Source organism: Streptomyces sp. 2-1 (genome assembly GCF_048564895.1).
In the GTDB taxonomy this organism is placed as follows: Bacteria; Actinomycetota; Actinomycetes; order Streptomycetales; family Streptomycetaceae; genus Streptomyces; species Streptomyces phaeochromogenes.
In genome coordinates this window covers 4,887,934-4,905,949 of record NZ_CP183383.1, presented here as the reverse complement: position 1 = coordinate 4,905,949, position 18,016 = coordinate 4,887,934, and the positions used below count along the sequence as shown (strand labels likewise).

14 protein-coding genes are annotated in these 18,016 nt (G+C 70.3%); 12 read left to right on the top strand and 2 right to left on the bottom strand.

Annotated features, from left to right (window positions below; translation table 11 throughout):
• Window positions 1-52 precede the first annotated feature (52 nt).
• Genes ACN20J_RS21550 through ACN20J_RS21525 form a run of 6 tightly spaced genes read left to right on the top strand, consistent with a single transcriptional unit; the run spans window position 53 to window position 6,524 of the window.
• Window positions 53-1,237: a C45 family autoproteolytic acyltransferase/hydolase gene (locus ACN20J_RS21550; RefSeq protein ID WP_419666553.1), complete on the top strand. Its 1,185-nt coding sequence runs from the start codon at window positions 53-55 to the stop codon at window positions 1,235-1,237.
• The gene (locus ACN20J_RS21545; RefSeq protein ID WP_419666552.1) at window positions 1,234-2,892 is read left to right on the top strand and encodes an ABC transporter substrate-binding protein; all 1,659 of its coding nucleotides are present in this window, start codon (window positions 1,234-1,236) and stop codon (window positions 2,890-2,892) included. Before ACN20J_RS21550 ends, ACN20J_RS21545 begins: the two co-directional genes overlap by 4 nt.
• A gap of 33 nt (window positions 2,893-2,925) precedes the next feature.
• Window positions 2,926-3,876: an ABC transporter permease gene (locus ACN20J_RS21540; RefSeq protein WP_190231001.1), complete on the top strand. Its 951-nt coding sequence runs from the start codon at window positions 2,926-2,928 to the stop codon at window positions 3,874-3,876.
• Complete coding sequence (locus ACN20J_RS21535; protein WP_190231002.1) at window positions 3,873-4,718, top strand: ABC transporter permease; 846 nt, start codon at window positions 3,873-3,875, stop codon at window positions 4,716-4,718. Before ACN20J_RS21540 ends, ACN20J_RS21535 begins: the two co-directional genes overlap by 4 nt.
• 4 nt (window positions 4,719-4,722) lie before the next feature.
• Window positions 4,723-5,715 carry an ABC transporter ATP-binding protein gene (locus tag ACN20J_RS21530; RefSeq protein ID WP_419666551.1) on the top strand — a complete coding sequence of 331 codons (993 nt, stop codon included), beginning with the start codon at window positions 4,723-4,725 and terminating at the stop codon, window positions 5,713-5,715.
• On the top strand, window positions 5,712-6,524 hold the full coding sequence (locus ACN20J_RS21525) for an ABC transporter ATP-binding protein (protein WP_419666550.1): 813 nt from the start codon (window positions 5,712-5,714) through the stop codon (window positions 6,522-6,524). The genes ACN20J_RS21530 and ACN20J_RS21525 overlap by 4 nt, the downstream gene beginning before the upstream one ends.
• Before the next feature lie 145 nt (window positions 6,525-6,669).
• Here ACN20J_RS21525 and ACN20J_RS21520 read toward each other — a convergent pair whose 3' ends face one another.
• A complete protein-coding gene (locus tag ACN20J_RS21520) occupies window positions 6,670-6,873 on the bottom strand; it encodes a cold-shock protein (protein ID WP_033319512.1) in 204 nt (67 codons plus the stop codon).
• A gap of 355 nt (window positions 6,874-7,228) precedes the next feature.
• On the opposite strand from ACN20J_RS21520, the gene ACN20J_RS21515 reads away from it, so the two are divergent.
• Both ACN20J_RS21515 and ACN20J_RS21510 read left to right on the top strand, forming a co-directional pair.
• Window positions 7,229-8,110 (top strand): menaquinone biosynthetic enzyme MqnA/MqnD family protein, encoded by an 882-nt coding sequence (locus ACN20J_RS21515; protein ID WP_190231005.1) that lies wholly within the window; start codon window positions 7,229-7,231, stop codon window positions 8,108-8,110.
• Between the two features lie 130 nt (window positions 8,111-8,240).
• Window positions 8,241-10,043 carry a serine/threonine-protein kinase gene (locus ACN20J_RS21510; RefSeq protein WP_190231006.1) on the top strand — a complete coding sequence of 601 codons (1,803 nt, stop codon included), beginning with the start codon at window positions 8,241-8,243 and terminating at the stop codon, window positions 10,041-10,043.
• 84 nt (window positions 10,044-10,127) lie between these two features.
• Here the strand turns inward: ACN20J_RS21510 and ACN20J_RS21505 are convergent, their stop codons facing one another.
• Window positions 10,128-14,735, bottom strand: a complete 4,608-nt coding sequence (locus tag ACN20J_RS21505; protein WP_419666549.1) for an FtsK/SpoIIIE domain-containing protein — start codon at window positions 14,733-14,735, stop codon at window positions 10,128-10,130.
• Window positions 14,736-14,976: 241 nt separating this feature from the next.
• Here ACN20J_RS21505 and ACN20J_RS21500 point away from each other — a divergent pair, with 241 nt between their 5' ends.
• The 4 genes from ACN20J_RS21500 (at window position 14,977) to ACN20J_RS21485 (ending at window position 17,908) form a co-directional block, all read left to right on the top strand.
• Window positions 14,977-15,282 (top strand): WXG100 family type VII secretion target, encoded by a 306-nt coding sequence (locus ACN20J_RS21500; RefSeq protein WP_079053446.1) that lies wholly within the window; start codon window positions 14,977-14,979, stop codon window positions 15,280-15,282.
• Window positions 15,283-15,446: 164 nt separating this feature from the next.
• Window positions 15,447-15,992, top strand: coding sequence for a hypothetical protein (locus ACN20J_RS21495; RefSeq protein WP_190231008.1), 546 nt, complete (start codon window positions 15,447-15,449; stop codon window positions 15,990-15,992).
• A gap of 177 nt (window positions 15,993-16,169) precedes the next feature.
• Window positions 16,170-16,829 carry a hypothetical protein gene (locus ACN20J_RS21490; RefSeq protein ID WP_419666548.1) on the top strand — a complete coding sequence of 220 codons (660 nt, stop codon included), beginning with the start codon at window positions 16,170-16,172 and terminating at the stop codon, window positions 16,827-16,829.
• Window positions 16,830-16,942: 113 nt separating this feature from the next.
• Window positions 16,943-17,908, top strand: coding sequence for a hypothetical protein (locus ACN20J_RS21485; RefSeq protein ID WP_419666547.1), 966 nt, complete (start codon window positions 16,943-16,945; stop codon window positions 17,906-17,908).
• The last annotated feature ends 108 nt before the right edge of the window (window positions 17,909-18,016 follow it).

The following is an 18,016-nucleotide window of genomic DNA, read 5'->3' as shown; positions in this document are numbered from 1 at the left end:
GTAACCAACGTTACAGGACGGTTGCGCGGAGCCCTCCACCGCGAGGAGAAGAATGGCACCCCGCACCCTCCCCATCATCGAGATCTCCGGCAACCCCCTGGACCGAGGCCGCCAGTACGGCGAAGCCGTCCGCCCCCGGCTGCACACCGCACTCGCGTACTACGAGGAGGCGTTCGGGCACTCCTCGGGCCTCACCTGGCAGCAGGTGACCGCACGAGCCGCCCGCTGGCTGGACCCCGTACGCGACTACGCCCCCGACCTCGTCGAGGAGATGCGGGGGATCGCCGACGGCGCGGGCGTGGACCTGCTCGACGTCCTCGCCCTCAACGCCCGAGGTGAGGTCATCTACGACCGGTCCTTCGCCAGGATGGGCGAAGCGCGGGGGGAGCTTCAGGAAGCACCCGTCGAGGTCCCCGTCGAGGAACGCTCCGAAGGCTGCACCTCCTTCGCCGCCTACGGAGAGGCCAGCGGCGACGGCCGGGTCTGGGCGGGCCAGAACTGGGACTGGCGGGCCGGTGTCTCCGACACGGTCGTCATGCTCCGCGTCGTCCAGCCGCCGAAGCCCACCCTGATCATGCAGGTCGAGGCGGGCCAGATCGGCCGCCAGGGTGCCAACTCGGCGGGGATCGCGCTCAACGCGAACGGCCTGGGCGGACGGTTCGACGACGCGGTGGGCCTGCCGCAGACCGTCGTACGACGCCGGGTCCTGGACCAGCACACCATCACCGACGCCCTCGAAGTGCTCTGCCGAACCCGCGCGCACATCGCCAGCAACGCCCTGCTGACCTGCCGCGAGGGGTACGCCATCGACCTGGAGACCACCCCGGCCGGGCACGGCTGGATGCATCCGACCGACGGGCTCCTCGTGCACGGCAACCACTACCAGGCGGGCATCCCCGCCGCCCTCGCCGCCGGCTACCGGCCCCTGTCGTCGGACTCCCTGGTCCGGGTGCCGCGCGCCGAACAGGGCCTGCGCGTCCTGCGCGGCTCCACCGGTCCCGACGAGAGCCGCAAGCTGATCAAGCAGGCCATGTCGGACCACCTCGGCCTCCCCGAGTCGCTGTGCACCCACCCCGACAGCCGCATGCCCGTGGTCCAGCACTGGACCACGCTCGTCTCCTCCTGCGTCGACCTGACCGGCGGCGACTACCACGTGACCGCGGGCACGCCCTGCGACCGCGACTACCAGCACCTGCCCTGGAACCTGTACGACGGCCCTTACGGAGATGCCGGATGACGACCCACAGCGACAGAAGGCGGGGCGCCACGGCGGTCCTGGCCGCAGCGACCCTCCTGACCGTCGGCGCCTGCAGCGGCGCCGACACCACGAGCGGCACCGGCGGCGCGTCCGCCGACGCCGCCAAGCTGGAGCTCAGCCCCACCACTGCGGCCGCCAAGGGCACGCTTGCCAGGGCCGACTGGCTCCTGGAGGACGAGCCCGACTCGCTCGACCTCGACACCCAGGGCACCAGCGCCGGCCGCGTCGTCCTCACCAACGTCTGCGAGCGGCTCTACCAGCTCCAGCCCGACATGACGACCAAGCCCTTCCTCGCCTCCTCGGCGAAGACCTCCACCGACGGCAGGACCCTCACCCTCACCGTCCGCTCCGGCGTCACCTTCCACGACGGCTCGAAGCTCACCGCCGACGACGTCCTGTGGTCCCTGAAGCGGCACGCCGACCCGGACATGGAACAGTCCGACGAGTTCGGCAACGTCTCGTCGATGAGGAAGACGGGCGCCGACGAGATCACGATCGGCTTCAAGGCCCCCGACGCCCTCTTCACAAAGGCCCTCGCCGGAGACGCCGGAATCGTCTGGAACAAGGAGCAGGTCGAGAAGGCCGGCCAGGACTTCGGCACCCCCGGCCAGGCGGACGCCTGCTCCGGACCGTACGCGCTGAAGAACTGGAAGTCCGGCGACTCGATCACCATCGCCGCCTACGACGACTACTGGGGCAAGCAGCCGATGACCCGCGAGGTCGTCTTCCGCTGGGCCGCCGACAGCGCGCTCGTGAACGCGCTCAAGACCGGCGCGGCGGACGGCGCGTACGCCGAGTCGCCCAACACGGCCGCCGCCCTCCTCAAGGACAAGGGCATCGCCCAGCACTACGGGCCCTCCACCGCCTCCCTCGTCCTCATCCCGACCGCCCGCGGCGGCCTCAAGGACGAGCGGATCCGCCGCGCGCTCTCCCTCTCCCTCGACCGCAAGGGCATCGCCGACTCCGGGTACGGCGGCCTCGTCGAACCGTGGGCCACCCCCGTCGGCTCCGGCGCCTGGGGCTACGAGAAGGCCGAATTCCAGGCCGCTCAGAAGCAGTTGGGGTCGCTGGCCCCCGCGTCACCCACCGCCGACGACCTCGCCGAGGCCAAGAAACTGGTGAAGGAGGCGGGCACGCCCGGAGCGCCCCTCGTCATCGGCACCGACGCCAGCCAGGGCCGGACCGTCACCGCCAACGCCGTACGCGCCGCACTCCAGCGCATCGGGCTCAAGGCCCAGATCAAGACCGTACCGACGTCCCAGTTCGAGGAGTTCTACAGCGATCCGCAGGCCCGCGACGAGATCGACCTGCTGGTGGGCGACTGGTACATCTCCAAGGCCGACCCCATGGGCTTCTACGACAACGGCCTGTCCGACTCCTCCAACAACTGGGTCGGCTTCAAGGACGCCACGTACGACAGGAACGTGAAGAAGGCGCTCGCCACCCTCGACGACACCGAACGCGCCTCGCTCGCCATCGACGTGCAGCGGCGCTTCGCGGACGCGGCGGTCTGGATCCCGATCGCCCAGATCCCCACGATCCTGCTCCTCGACGCGAAGCTGACCGGTCCGCCGGCCTCACAGGCCTACCTCTACTACCCGTGGGCAGCCGAACTCGGCTCCAGGAAGAGCTAGTTCGCCAAGCAAGGCTGGTTGGAGACACCTCTCATGCTCGCTCGTATATCCCGGCGGCTGGCCGGTCTGCTGGCCACCCTGTTCGCCGCTTCCTTCGTCATCTTCGCCGCCGTGTACGCGGCGCCCGGCGACCCCGCCGTGTTCCTCGCGGGCGGGCGCGACAAGCTCACCCCCGAACGGCTCGCCTCGGTCCGCGCGCAGTACCACCTCGACGAGCCGCTCGTCGTCCAGTACGGGCGCTGGCTGTGGGACTGCGTCCACCTCGACCTCGGCCGCTCCTTCCAGTACAGCGACCAGGTCGGCGACCTGGTCTCCGCCCGCCTGCCGACCACCCTGCAACTCGTCGCGTACGCCACCGTGCTCTTCGTCGTCCTCGGCGTCGGCGCCGGAATCCTGGCCGCCGTGCGCCGCTCGACCTGGGTGGACTCGGCGGTCGTCGGCGGCACGACCCTCGCCGCCTCCGTGCCGTCCTTCGTCGCCGCGATCGCACTCGTCTCGCTCTTCGGCGTACAACTGGGCTGGTTCCCGGTGACCGGCAGCGGTACGGGAATCGCGGGCACCCTGCACCATCTGACGCTGCCCGCCCTGTCGTTGGCGCTGGGCGCGCTTGCGATCATCAGCCGGGTCACGCGCCAGGCCATGGCGGACGCCGCCGCCTCCGACCACGTGGAGGCGGCCCGCGCCTCCGGCGTCCCGGAACGCGACATCATCCGCCGACACGTCCTGCGCAACGCGCTCGGCCCCATCGTCACCATGTGCGGCCTGGTCATGGCGGGCATGCTCGCCGGCACGGTCGTCGTCGAGACGGCCTTCGGCCTCAGCGGCATCGGCTCGCTCCTGGTCGGCTCGATCAACGCGCACGACTTCCCGGTGGCACAGGCGGTCCTGCTGCTGATGGTCACCGGCTACGTCGTGGTGACGACCGTCGTCGACCTCGTCCACCCGCTGCTGGACCCGCGCGTCAAGGAGGTGCGCCCCGCATGACCACCCTCGCCCTGCGGCCCGTGGCGACCGGCCCCCGCCGACGCCCTCTCGGCGTCCTGACAGCCGCCGCCGTACTCGCCCTGGTCGTCCTCGCGGCGGCCCTCGCCCCGCTCATCGCGCCCTACGCGCCCGACGCCATCGACCTCTCCGCGTCCCTCGCCGGCACCAGCGCCGACCACCTCCTCGGCACCGACTCCTCCGGCCAGGACCTGCTCTCCCGCGTGCTCCACGGAGCCCGTACGAGCCTGATCACCCCGCTCCTGCTCCTCGCGGTCGCCGCCGTCCTCGGAGTCACCCTCGGCGTGCTCTCGGCCTGGCACGGCGGCTGGATCGACGCCCTCGTCTCCCGGATCACCGACGTGATGTACGCCTTCCCGGGCCTGCTCTTCACCGTCCTGATCATCGCCGTCTTCGGCACCGGGACCACGACCTCCGTGCTCGCCCTCGGGCTGGCCTTCACCCCGACCGTCGCCCGCTACACCCGCTCACTCGCCCTCTCCGAGGTCCGCAAACCGTACGTCGACGCCTACCGCGTCCAGGGCATGGGCGGCACCCGCATCTGCGCCCTGCACCTGGTGCCCAACCTGGGCCGCTCGGTCCTCGGCTACCTCGTCGTCCTCTTCGGCGAGGCCGTGATGTCCCTGGCGACCCTCTCCTACCTGGGCTTCGGTGCCCAACCACCCTCCTCCGACTGGGGGTTGATGGTCCAGGAGGGCCAGTCCGCCGTCGTCCAGGGCGCCCTGCTGCCCGCCCTCGTCCCCGGCACGGCCATCGCCCTGGTCGTCGTGTCCGTCAACGTGGCCGGCGTCTGGGCCGCCGACCGCCTAGGAAGTCAGGACTGAGCCCATGCTGCTGTCTCTCGAAGACCTCACGGTCCAAGTGCCCGGCACGGCCCGCCCCTTGCTCGACTCCGTCACCCTGACCGTCGCCGAGGGTGAAGTCGTCGGCCTGGTCGGCGAGTCGGGCTCCGGAAAGTCGACCACCGCGAAGGCGGCGCTCGGCCTGCTGCCCACGGGCGCCGACTTCGACGGCTCGGTCCGCGTCGACGGCACGGACGTACTCGGCCTGCGCGGCGAAGCCCTGCGCGCCCACCGCGCCGACACCGTCGCGATGATCCACCAGGACCCGCGCGCCACCCTCAACCCGGTCCGCCGCATCGGCGACTTCCTCGTCGAACGCGGCGCCACCAAGGAACAGGCCGTCGAACTCCTCGCCGCCGTCGGCCTGTCCGACCCCGAACAGCGGGTCCGCCAGCGCCCCCACGAACTCTCCGGCGGCATGCTCCAGCGCGTCGTCATCGCCGGCGCCCTGGCCGCCCGCCCCCGACTCCTGCTCGCCGACGAGGCCACCAGCGCCCTCGACGTCACCACCCAGGCCGAGATCCTCGCCCAACTCCGCACGGCCCGCGAGGAACAGGGCGCGGGCCTGCTCTTCATCACCCACGACCTGCACCTGGCGGCGGCGTACTGCGACCGCGTGTACGTCATGTACGCCGGCCGTGTCGTAGAGGAACGCACAGCCCGAGCCCTCTTCACGACCCCGGCCCACCCCTACACCCAAGGCCTCCTCACCTGCACCCCAACCCTCGGCGACACCAACCCCCTGACCCCCATCCCGGGCCGCCCCCCATCCCTCGCGGACACGTTCCAGGGCTGCCCCTTCGCACCGCGGTGCGGGGAGGCGGAGGAGCAATGCGAGACGTGGAGCCCGGAAAGGGTGCCGCTGGAAGAGGGCGCCTTTGTGGCCTGCCGAGTTGTGGGCAGGCGTTCCGCAGGGCGGAACGGGTGGGCACAACGCACAGCGGCGAGTGAGCCGAAAGACAAGGTGAGCCACAAATGACAAGCCCCCTGCTGAAGGTAGAAGGGCTCGGCAAGACGTACCCCCTCCCCGGCGGGGCCCGCCACACAGCCGCGGAGGACATCTCCTTCACCCTCCAGACCGGCGGAGCCCTCGGCATCGTCGGCGAATCCGGCTCAGGCAAAACCACAGTCGCCCGCATGCTCGTAGGCCTCACCACCCCCGACACCGGCACGATCACAGTGGAAGGCCGCCCCCGAGACCCCCGTACCCCCCGTCGCCGAACGGCAAGACTGACCCGAGCCCGAGAGATCCAGATGGTCTTCCAGGACCCGTACATCTCCCTGGACCCCAGACTCACAGCGACCCAGTGCCTCCGCACAGCCCTCCGCCTGCACGGCCGCGCGGAGTCCCTCGCGGCAACGCTCCTGGACCAGGTGGGCCTCGGCGAACGGGAGGCGGAGGCCCGCCCCCGCCACCTCTCGGGCGGCCAACGGCAACGACTGGCGATCGCCCGGGCCCTGGCCGTGGACCCCCGCATCCTCGTCCTGGACGAGGCGGTCGCCGCGCTGGACGTGTCGATCCAGGCCCAGATCCTGCGGCTCCTGGACGACATCCGCCGGGACACCGGGGTGGCCCTGGTCTTCGTCAGCCACGATCTGGCCGTCGTGCAGCACGTCACGGACGAGGTCCTGGTGATGCGCCGCGGCCGGACGGTGGAGCAGGGCCCCACCGGCCGCGTACTGACGGAGCCGTCGGACCCGTACACCCGCCTGTTGCTCGCGTCCGTACCGGGCGAGGGCTGGGACCCGGCGGACGCGGTCGCGGCGCGCGCGTCTCTCAGTGTCTGAACGGTAGGAGCCGTGAGAACTGAACGGCAGGGGCCGTGAGAAAAGGCAGGAGCCCCGACACCTGACGGTGTAGGGGCTCCTTGGGTACTGCTCTCGGTTCCGGATCAGAGTATTGGGCTCATGGAGCCAAGACTCGGCCGAAGGATCAGACGGGGGTGACGTTCTCCGCCTGCGGGCCCTTCGGACCCTGGGTCACGTCGAAGGTAACCGCCTGGTTCTCTTCGAGAGAGCGGAATCCGCTCGCGTTGATCGCGGAGTAGTGGACGAAGACGTCCGGGCCGCCGCCTTCCTGGGCGATGAAACCAAAGCCCTTTTCAGCGTTGAACCACTTCACGGTTCCGGTAGCCATAAGCCCTCCTTGGGCCCAAAGGGTTGCCCTGCTCCAGAACCTGCAAGGTGTAAACAAAAGCTTGTAAACAACTGCATTCGTCTGAAAACGACGAGAGCCCGCGGTCACATGCTCCGCAGGCTCTGTACTGCAAGGGAAACCAAACTGCAACTTGCGATGAGCGTACCCAGGAGGGCAGCCGAAAGCAATAGAGGGCAAGATCACGTCACCCGGAAGTTTGGCGGGGTCGCCCGATGGGTTGACGTAGCGGTATCACTTGGCGTCACAGGGGTTGACAGGAGCGGACTAGATCCTTTCGGAAACCACTCGGGACCCTGAAGCCTGCACCGTACCCCATGGGCGCTAGCCTCGCGATGTGGACAATTCTCCCGAGTCTCCCGAGGGGCGTCCCGACGCCCGCCCGTCCAGGCCGCGCGTCGGCCACATCCAGTTCCTGAACTGCCTGCCCCTCTACTGGGGGCTCGCGAGAACGGGCACGCTGCTCGACTTCGAGCTCACCAAGGACACCCCGGAGAAGCTCAGCGAGCGGCTCGTGCGGGGCGAGCTCGACATCGGCCCCATCACCCTCGTCGAGTTCCTCAAGCACGCCGACGAGCTGGTCGCCTTCCCCGACATCGCGGTCGGCTGCGACGGCCCGGTGATGTCCTGCGTACTGGTCTCCCAGGTCCCGCTGGACCAGCTCGACGGCGCCAGGGTCGCCCTCGGCTCGACCTCCCGTACGTCCGTACGTCTCGCGCAGCTACTGCTGGCGGAGCGGTACGGAGTCACGCCGTCCTATTACACGTGCCCGCCCGACCTCAGCCTGATGATGCAGGAGGCCGACGCGGCGGTGCTGATCGGCGACGCCGCCCTGCGCGCCAACCTCCTCGACGGCCCGCGCTACGGCCTCCAGGTGCACGACCTGGGCACGCTGTGGAAGGAGTGGACGGGTCTGCCGTTCGTCTTCGCGGTCTGGGCGGCCCGGCGCGAGTACCTGGAGCGCGAGCCCGTCCTCACGCGCCAGGTCCACGAGGCCTTCCTCGCCTCCCGGGACCTCTCCCTGGACGAGGTCGGCAAGGTCGCCGAGCAGGCGGCCCGCTGGGAGGCCTTCGACGAGAGCGTCCTGGAGCGCTACTTCACGACCCTCGACTTCCGCTTCGGGGGACCGCAGCTGGAGGCGGTCACCGAGTTCGCGCGGAGGGTGGGGCCGACGACCGGGTTCGCGGCGGACGTGAAGGTGGATCTGCTGCAGCCGTAATGGATCTGTTGCAGCCGTAGGGAAGGTCACCGGCGTACGGCACGGCATTACCCTGCTGGACAGGGCGGCACGGCGGGACGGTGCCACACCCACGGGGACGGGGTAATGGAACACGGGGGAGGTGCGCGCCATGCAACCGCTCGGAGTCGATGAACCCACCGTCGTGGGGCCCTACCGGCTGCTGGGCCGGCTCGGCTCGGGCGGGATGGGCCGTGTCTATCTGGGCCGCAGCGCGGGCGGCCGTACCGTCGCGGTCAAGATCGTGCACCCGCACTTCGCGCTCGACGAGGAGTTCAGGGCCCGTTTCCGCCGGGAGGTGGAGGCGGCGCGGCGGGTGGGCGGCGCGTACACGGCACCCGTGCTGGACGCCGGACCCGACGCGCCCGTCCCATGGGTGGCGACGGCCTACGCGGCCGGCCCCTCCCTCTCCGCGGCGGTCGCCGACGCGGGCCCGCTCCCGGAACATTCCGTACGGGTCCTCGGCGCCGGACTCGCCGAGGCGCTGTCGGCGGTGCACGGCCTGGACCTCGTCCACCGTGACGTCAAGCCGTCGAACGTCCTGCTGACCCTCGACGGCCCCCTCCTCATCGACTTCGGCATCGCCCGCGCGACGGACGGCACGGCCTCCCTGACCTCGACCGGCGTCTCCGTCGGCTCGCCCGGCTACATGTCGCCCGAGCAGATCCTCGGCAAGGGGGTCACGGGCGCGGCGGACGTCTTCTCGCTGGGTGCGGTACTGGCGTACGCGGCGACGGGCTCGTCCCCCTTCCCCGGCGACTCCTCGGCCTCGCTCCTCTACAAGGTGGTCCACGAGGAGCCCGAGCTGGGCGCGCTGTCGGGCGACTTGAGGGAGGTGGTGGCCGACTGCCTCTCGAAGGACCCGGCCGCCCGTCCCACCCCGGCCGCCCTCTCCTCCCGCCTCGCCGCGGAGGGCGCGGCCCGACTGGTGACGGCGGGATGGCTGCCGGGGCCGCTGGTGGAACAGGTCAGCCGCAGCGCGGTCCAGCTCCTGAACCTGGAGGCGGTGGACGTGCCGCCGTCGGGGGTGGTGGGCTTCAGCAGCCCTTCGGTGGGCGACTCCACCAACGGTTCGGCGCCGACGGAAGGCCCCCGAGCGGCGGTGACGGACGGGGACCGGGCGACACCGACCCCGGCCGACTCGGCACCTCCCGCGGGTGTGTTCGGCCCCCCGGACCCGTCGTACGCGCCCTACGCCCCCCATACGCCGCCGCACGCACCGCAGGTGCAGCTGTCCGGCCCCCCGACCCACGTCCCGGAACCCCGCGACGCGGCGGCGGGCCCGGACACCTCCCCGGGGAAGGTGTCCGTCAGCGTGGCCGCGACCTCCGTGCCTACGGCGAACGGCCGTGGCCGCAAGCTGAGTTGCACGGTGGCGCTCGCGGTGGCGGGAGCGCTGGCGGCGGTGGTGATCGGCGGGCCGTTCGTGGGCGACCTGCTGCCGGGCGGGGACAACGACAGCGACAGCGGCAGTGACGCGGGCGGCCCGGCCAACTCCCAGCCCGCGGCCACCCCGAGCGCGTCCGAGCCGAGTGCCTCCGGCACGGACGGCAGCGACCTCTCCGCCGTCCCCAGTTCCTACCTCGGCACCTGGGAGGGCGACGGCTTCGCCTTGGACGGCAAGCTCCCCATGGGCACGTTCCGCGTCACCGTCCGCCAGGCCGAGGTGGGCGACCAGCTCGGCACCTTCCGCCAGACCGACCTCATCGGCGGCACCTGCGACACCGACCTCATCCTCAAAAAGGTCACCCCCGAGCAACTCGTCGCCACCAGCATCTCCAAGCCGTCCACCACGTCCGAGTGCACGACGGGCCGCCACGAGGTCCGTCTGGTCCCGGTGGGCGACGACCTCCGGTACGAGACGGACAACGCGGACGCGGGGGATCCGGTGGCCCGGATGTCGAAGGTCGAGTGAGCGGCTGAGCAGCCCGGCGTCGGCGTGAGGGCGAGCGTCGGCGGCTACTGACCGCCGACGCAGAACCTCCTGTGGTGCCCGGTACTACAGCGGCACGGTCACCGTGACCGGCTCCCCGTTGCCCAGGTGGAGCATTCCCTTGCCCGGGGTGATGGGGCCGCCGACCATGCTGCGGGTGGTGCGGATGCCGATCAGTTCGCCGGCGCCGGAGTCCTGGGGGGAGAGGAGGAGGCCGCGGCGGCCCTTCTTGGCCTCGACCTGCCAGCCGGAGAAGCCGCTGCAGACCTCTTCCTCGTCGCCGCCGATGACGAGCGCGAGGCCGCGTTCGGCGCCGCGCTGGACGAGACGCTTCAACTCGCGCTCGCAGTCCGCGTCCTCCAGGACCTCGCCGTCGTCGACGACGACCACGATGGGCTCCTCGGGGGACGCCGACTCGATGGCCTCGTTGAAGTCGTCGCTCTCGATGTCGTCGTCGGTGAAGACCTTCAACACGCCGTCCTGGCCGTCGAGTTCACGGAGTGGCGACGGGCGCGGGGCCGCGATGACGAGGCGTACGCCCTGGAGGAGGTACGAGCGGGCGAGGTTCAACAGGGCCGTGCTGCGGCCCGACTTCGCGGGGCCCGCGACGACGAACGTCGGCACGCCCTGCGAGAGGTCCGGGCCGAAGGCCATGATGTCGTCGCCGCCGATGCCTGCCAGACCCCACAGTTTCGACTGCGCGACCGCCGGGTCCCGCATCTCCCAGGCCTCCGCGAAACCGATGCGGGAGGGCAGCGAGTCCACCCGGAACGGGCGCTTGGCGCGCGGGACTTCGGCGTCCCGGGCCGTGGCCGCCTCGCCGATCGTGGCGAGCGCCGCCGCCTGACCCTGACCGGTCAGGTCGTCCGACAGCAGCGCGAACTGCGTCTCGATCGCCGTCTCGTTCTTGAAGCCGCGCCCGGGCGGGATCTCTTCCGGCACCTTGCGTGCGTTGATGCCGAGCATCGAGAAGTCGGACTTGTCGGCGAGGCGCAGACCGTACTTCTCCTCGGTGAGCGAGGCCATCCGGCCGAGCAGCACCTGCCGGTCACCGGTGACGACGAGGTGGATGCCGACGCTCGCGCCCTCGCGCATCATCGTCTGCAACTCGTCGGTCAGCTCACCGTGGTTGTACTCGCCGAGCGTCGGCAGCCAGCCCTCCCACCGGTCGAGCAGTACGACGATGTGCGGCAGCCGCTCCTCCTCGGTGACGGACGCCCGCTGTTCCCCGATGTCGGCGAACCCCTTGTCGGACAACAGGTCCTGACGTCGCGTCAGCTCACCCTTGAGGCGCGTGACCAGTCGTACGGCCCGCTCCGTCTGGTTACGTGCGACGACGGCACCGCAGTGCGGCAGCCGCGTCAGCGCGTTGAGCGCGCCGTTGCCGCAGTCGATGCCGTACAGGTGCACGTCCGACGAGGAGTGGGTGCGGGCGATCGACCCGGCGAGCGTCCGCAGGATCTGCGAACGGCCACTGCGCGGCGCACCGCCCACGATGAGGTGCCCGAAGGTGGAGAAGTCGACGACGACCGGCCGGCGGGCCTGGTCGGCGGGCAGGTCCTCGACACCGAACGGGGCCGGCGGCAGCTTGCCCGCCGACAGTGCGGCGACCGCGGGCATCTCGACCTCGTCCAGCAGCAGCGTCTCGGAGAGCGCGGGCAGCCACGGGCTGTGCTGGGAGGGGATGCCGAGCGCCCCGTTGGCGTCGCGGATCGCGTCCACGAGCACCTTCAGGTCGGTGATCTCCTCCTCCTCACGCGCCTCGGCCTTCGGCTTGACGAGCGCGGCACGGCCCAGGTCCTCCCAGGCCAGCGGCCCGGCCCAGGGCGCGAGCACGGTCGGGTCGGCGGCTCCGGGCCGCCGTCCGCCCACGCGGCCGGACTGGAACGGTACGAGCGAGGCGTGCCCGAGCCGGACGTACGCGCGACCGGGCGTGCTCTTGGAGATGTGCCCGGCCTCGGGCGAGTCGATGACGTCGCTCGACTCGCCGCCGTCCGTCACGCGCAGCGCGATGCGGAGGTTGGTGTTGGCCCGGATCTCGGGAGACACGACGCCGGAGGGCCGCTGCGTGGCCAGCAGCAGGTGGATACCGAGCGAACGGCCTCGCTGGGCGATGTTGACCAGACCCGTCACGAAGTCGGGCAGGTCACGCACCATCGAGGCGAACTCGTCGATGACGATGAGGAGTCGGGGCAGCGGCCGGTTCGAGGGATCGCGCCGTACGAGATCCTGGTAGTCCTCGATGTCCTTGGCGTCGGCGGCGGCCAGGATGTGCTCGCGTCGGTGAAGCTCGGCGCCGAGCGACTCCAGGGCCCGCTCGACGAGGTGAGCGTCGAGGTCGGTGACCATGCCGACGGTGTGCGGCAGGTTCACACAGTCCTTGAAGGCCGCGCCACCCTTGTAGTCGACCAGCACGAACGTCATGTTCTCGGGAGTGTTCGCCACGGCCAGCGCGGCCACGATGGTCTGCAGCAGCTCCGACTTGCCCGAACCGGTCGTACCCGCGATCAGACCGTGCGGCCCGTCCCGCCGGATGTCGATGCCGAACGCCCCGTCGTACGACTCACCGACGACCGCCATCGTCGACTGCCCGCCCATGCGCCAGCGGGCGGAGATCGCGTCGCCCGTCGGCGGCTCCAGCTGCAGCACGTCGAGCAGTCGGCTGGAGCCGGGCAGCGCCGAGTCCTCGGTCTCGCCGCTGATGTCGCGGATGGGGGAGAGGGACCGGGACAGACGCGCGCACCAGGCCGCCGACACGAAGTCGGGCCGTACGTTCTTGACCCGGGCCGTGCCCGTCTGCTCGACGCGCAGCCGCAGTTCGAGCGGCTTCTGCTCGCCGGACTGCTGGTCGTCGGGCTCGGCGGTGTGCCAGGCCTGGAAGGAGGGGAAACCGCTGCCCTGGGCCGCGGGTTCCCGGGACGCCGTGACCGAGGTGGTGCGCTCCTCGGGCTTCGGCTCGGCGATGACGATGGCCTGGCACTCGCCGGGCAGGAACCGCTCTTCGGCATCGAGGCAGATCGCGTACATGCTGACGCCAGGACCTTCGCGCAACAGCCGCACCACACCCGGCATGGACCGAAGCCGCCGAGAACCGTCCCAAATAACCACAATATCCGGGTCGGTGAAGTTGGTCTGGCGCCCGTTCTCCTTGGCGGCCTTCTGGCGGGCGTCGAGGAGCTGGGTGAGTTCGCCGATGCGGGCGCCGACGGTCTCGGCGTCCGTGCCGATCAGGACGTTGGCGTCCTGGGCGCCGGAGGGGCGCGAGTGCGGCAGCCAGCGGACCCAGTCCCAGGTGGTCTGGGCGCTGTTCTCGGTGAGGACGTAGAACTGCACGTCGAGCGGGCTGTGCAGCACGGCGCTCTGCGCGACGATCCAACGGCCGATGGACTGGGCCGAGTCGCCGGGCCCGGCGATCCCGACGACCCCGCGCTCGCGCAGCGGCAGGGTCACCGGGGCGTCCTGGATCTTCCAGGTGACCTCGCGCTTGTGGTCGTCCTGCTCGGGGTCGTCGAGCACGACCTCGGAGGGCAGCTGTCCCGTGCCGACGCGGAGGACGAGATGGTCGGCGTCGGTGCGCCGCCGCTCCCACAGCCGCGTACGGGGCCCGGTGCTCATGGACAGCACGGACGCGGGATCGGGGACGGCGAGCCGCCGGTCGAGCCGCTCGGCTATCAGCGCGTCCTGAGCGTCCTTCTCGATCCGCTCCTTGTGCTCCTTGTACTCCTTGACCTGCTTCGCATGGGACTTGCGCCCGTGCTTCTTGTCCATGAAGTAGTTGCCGAAGAGGATCAGCGGGCTCAGCAGAGCCATGATCAGGTAGTACCAGCGCCCGAAGATCATCACGGCGACGACGGCGCCGACCAGCGGGGTCAGGGCCATCAGCCAGGGCAGCGGCCGGGCCTCGAAGTCGCGCGGCGGGGCGGGCAGCTTGAACCGGGTCTGGCGCTCGGGCGGCTGGAGCCGGGGCGGCCGGTTGTAATCGAGCCCGGCCCCGTCGTCGGACCACTTCAACGCGGCGTTGGGTGGGGAGTAACGGTCGAGTTCGAGAAGGGTGTTGCCGACGGCGACCTGGGCGCCGAGGGGCCAGTCCTTGCCGTCGAGGGGTTCGCCGTCGAGGGTGACGCCGCCCTTGTCCTTGTCGTCCTTGTCATCCCTGTTGTTCCGGTCCTCCCCGTGTGCGACGACCTGGCAGGTTCCGTCCGTTGCAACTGACAACGTCAGCGCGCGGGAGGGAAGCTCGGGATCGTCGATCCGTACGTAGGAGGCGGGGCCGCTGCCGATGTCGTACCGCCCGATGCCGAGCCGGTGCACGGCGCCGGCCGCGGGCCCGCTCGCGACGCGCAGCTCGACCAGGCCGGTCGGCTCGCCGGGCAGGCAGCCGGCGGGGTCGTGCAGGCTGACGACGGCGCCCTCGCGCAGGGGGGAGGTGCCGATGGTGGAGGCCGGGTCGACGGGATGGCCGTCGACATAGGCGAGGGGCGCTCCGCCGTTGCCCGCCTGCTGTCCGGGCTGTCCGTGGTGTCCGATGGGGATGATCTGTGCCCCGCCGCTGTAGCCGACGTGTGCGGCCAGCTCTTTCGCGATGTCCCCGACCGAGGACTCGGGATCCGCGTCGAGCACCACGTCGGCGTTGGCGCCGCCCAGTGGATCGACGACGGTCAGAGTCAGGCGCACGATCGTCCTCCCCGTTGACTGCTCTCCTGCTGCCCAGAAGCTGCCCAGTGACGATATCCGCTCCACCCTTCCCACAGGCAACGGCGTATGTGCTGGTTCCCTGAAGGCTCTTGAAGGATCCGGGGTGTGCGGCTGCAAGCGTCCTGCGTAAGCTGCAGACTCGGCGGACGATCGCATCATCCGCAACGGGAGCCACGGGGGTTGGCCCTGCGGCAAGTCGAGTTGTTATGGAGGACGCCACATGGCCGGCGGCAAAGACGCAGATATCACTTATGACGAGATGCACAAGGCGGCTACCAAGCTGACCGACGCCAAGGACAAGATCGACGAGAAGCTCGACGCCCTTGAGCGCTACATCCAGGGCCTCGTCAAGGACGGTTACACCACCCGCAAGGGCTCGCAGGCCTTCGAGGACTCCTTCACCGAGTTCAAGAAGGGCGCGAAGGACACGATCGAGGGCCTGACCGGCATGTCCAAGTTCCTGACCAGCGCCGCGAAGGCGTACCAGGACCTGGATGACGAGCTGGCCAAGGGTGTCAAGGGCTGAAGTTGCCTTTTTGGGCGGCTTATCGCTTTTGGGTGGCTGAGGTCGCCTGGTGCAGGTGTGGTCCGGTGCGGTGGGAGGCCTCGGCGTCCCACCGCACCGGGCTGTCTCCGGGGCTCGCGTGACTGCGGCAGGTTCGGTACGGCAGGTTCGGTACAGGGGGTGCCATGAGTGGCGACGGCGGGCGTGGATTCCGGGCGCGGGACGGTCTGGGCATCGCCGGAGTGGTCATCGGTGCCGGGGCCTTGCTCCTCGTGGCTCTCGGGACGTGGAAATGGTTCGTCCGGAAGTCCGCCCCATGGGTGCTGGACTGGCCCGGCGGGCCATGGGCGGTAGGTGCCGTCTTCGGGCTGATCATGGTGGCGGGCTCGATCGGTGCCCTGCGGTTCTCGGCGGTCGAACGGGGCGGCTCGAAGCCGCGGCGTGCGGGTCGTGTGGCCGGCGTATCGATCTGCGGCGGGCTGGCGTTCGGGGCGTTCATGTACGTGCTCGGTGCGCTGCCCGGCAAGAACTGCTCTTCCAGCAGGCTCGGCTGTGAGTACATCCCCGGCTCGGGCAGTGCCCTCGTCTCCAGCGTGCTGACGGCGGCCGTCGTGGGATGGCTCGCCTTCCGGGTGGGCAGTGCCCGCGCCGAGGCGCAAGCCGCCCGGGAACGTGCCCGGATGAAGAAGCTGCGCAAGAAGGGCAAGGGGAAGAGCCGGGCTGCCCGCTGAGCCTGAGGCATTGGCGTTCGGGAACCGGATGTCGACTTCCTCGCGTGTCCATCTGTGTCCCTCAGGTGCCTCAAGTCCGTTCCATTGCACGGCACTTCAGCACCGCCCAGCACTGCCGGTGCTGCCCAAGAAGCACATTCACCGGAAAAATCGATCACTCGACCCTGGGATAAGTACATGCTGACCACGCGACGGCGGACCGCCGTGGCCTGCCTCTTCGCTGCTGCCGCTCTTTCTCTCACCGGTTGCAGTAGCGATTCGGGCGACTCCGGGAACGACAAGATCGCGGGAGCGGGCGGGGACGGGTCGAGTTCTCCGACGCCGTCGGTATCCGCGTCCGCCGAGAAAGGCGCCCCGGCCTTCGATCTGCCCTCGGACATCACGGTCGACGTCCAGAAGGAGTCGACCGGGGACGTGGCGAAGGACGCGATCGTGCGGGATGTGGCGTACGCGGCGCAGGCCCGTATCGAGGCCTTTGCCGAGGGGGACGGGCGGACCGCCAACATGAACCGCTACTTCGCGGCGAACGCCCTCGCCTACTGGGGTGATCGCGTGGCGACGGTCAAGAAGGACGGGCTGACCGTCACGGGCGACTACCGGTACTTCGACTTCGAGGTCACCGACGTCGCCAACGGCGAGAAGGCGGCGGCCCGTTACTGCGAGGACCAGAGCAAGGCGTACAACAAGGTGATCAAGACCGAGAAGGTGCAGCGCACCCAGCCGAGCGACAAGGACTTCGTCCTCTACACGCTCCAGGTCGAGAAGGACTCCCGCGGCGACTGGCAGGTGACGCAGCAGAACTGGAAGAAGGGGGACGCGTCGTGCGTGCAGGGATAGGGATAAGGGCTAGGACGGGGATACGTACCAGTACCAGTACCAGTACCAGTACCGGCACTGGGGCGGGCGCGGCTCGTCCCGTTCTGCGGACCGCCGTGGCCGCGGGGCTGGTCATGGCGCTGGGGACGGGTTTCCCGGCGTACGCGGGTGAGACCACCGGCGGAGACCAGGGGACCACCGCGCCCGACCAGCCGAACCAGGACTCCGGCGCCGGTTCCGGCAACGGCACCATCGGCGCCCACATCCGGATCGACCAGAGCAAGGCCGGTTCGGGCGGCGGCCCCACCTCGACCACCACGTCCTCGAACGCGAACTGGAAGCCCCCGGTCTGCTGGTACGAGCCCATGTACACCTCCGAGGAGTACGAGGAGTTCATCAAGACCGCGTACGACGGGGCGCAGGAGCCCGCGGCGAGCTACGCCAGGAAGCGCGAGGAAGAGGGCTACCGCAAGGACGACAAGGGCCTGTGGTGGCAGGTGCAGTTCCGCAACGACGAGTACACCGACGCCTGCCCGGTCACCACGGACAACTGGGAGATCTGGGTCCCGCCGGCCGACCCGCAGCCCGATCCCAACAAGCTCACCCCCGAGACCCTCTCCGAACTCGCCTTCAACTCCACCAAGTTGCCCGCGCCGCCCGTCGAGCTGAGCCCGCGCGCGGACCGGCTCATCGTGAACCTCGGTACGCGGGTGAAGTTCAAGGGCGACTTCGATCGCGTGTGGACGACCGCGAGCATCGACTACAAGGGCGTCCAGATGGCCGCGACCACCGTCGCGACCCCGGTCGCGCTCAAGGTCGAGGCCGGTACCGACGAAGCCGACCCGCAGACCTGCACGTACGACCTCGTGAAGGGCAGGAACGGCTACACGGTCGACAGCGAGGACGCGGGCTGCAACGTCACCTACCGTCGCTCGTCCGGCACGGGCACCTACCCCTTCAAGGCGTCGATCACCTGGAAGGTGACCTGGACCGACTCCGCCGACCCGGACGGCCCGCCGCAGCAGCCCGCGCTGCCGGACGGTCTGTCCACGTACGAGGAGAACGTCACGGTCAAGGAGGTCCAGGCCGTGAACCGCTAGGCGGTTGGTTCCCGGTGCCGGCACCGGTGCGGGTGCCTGTACCGGTGTCTGTACCGGTGGGTGCCGGCGAGTGCCGGTGCGGGCGCCGGTCGGCCGCGCAGGGCGGTT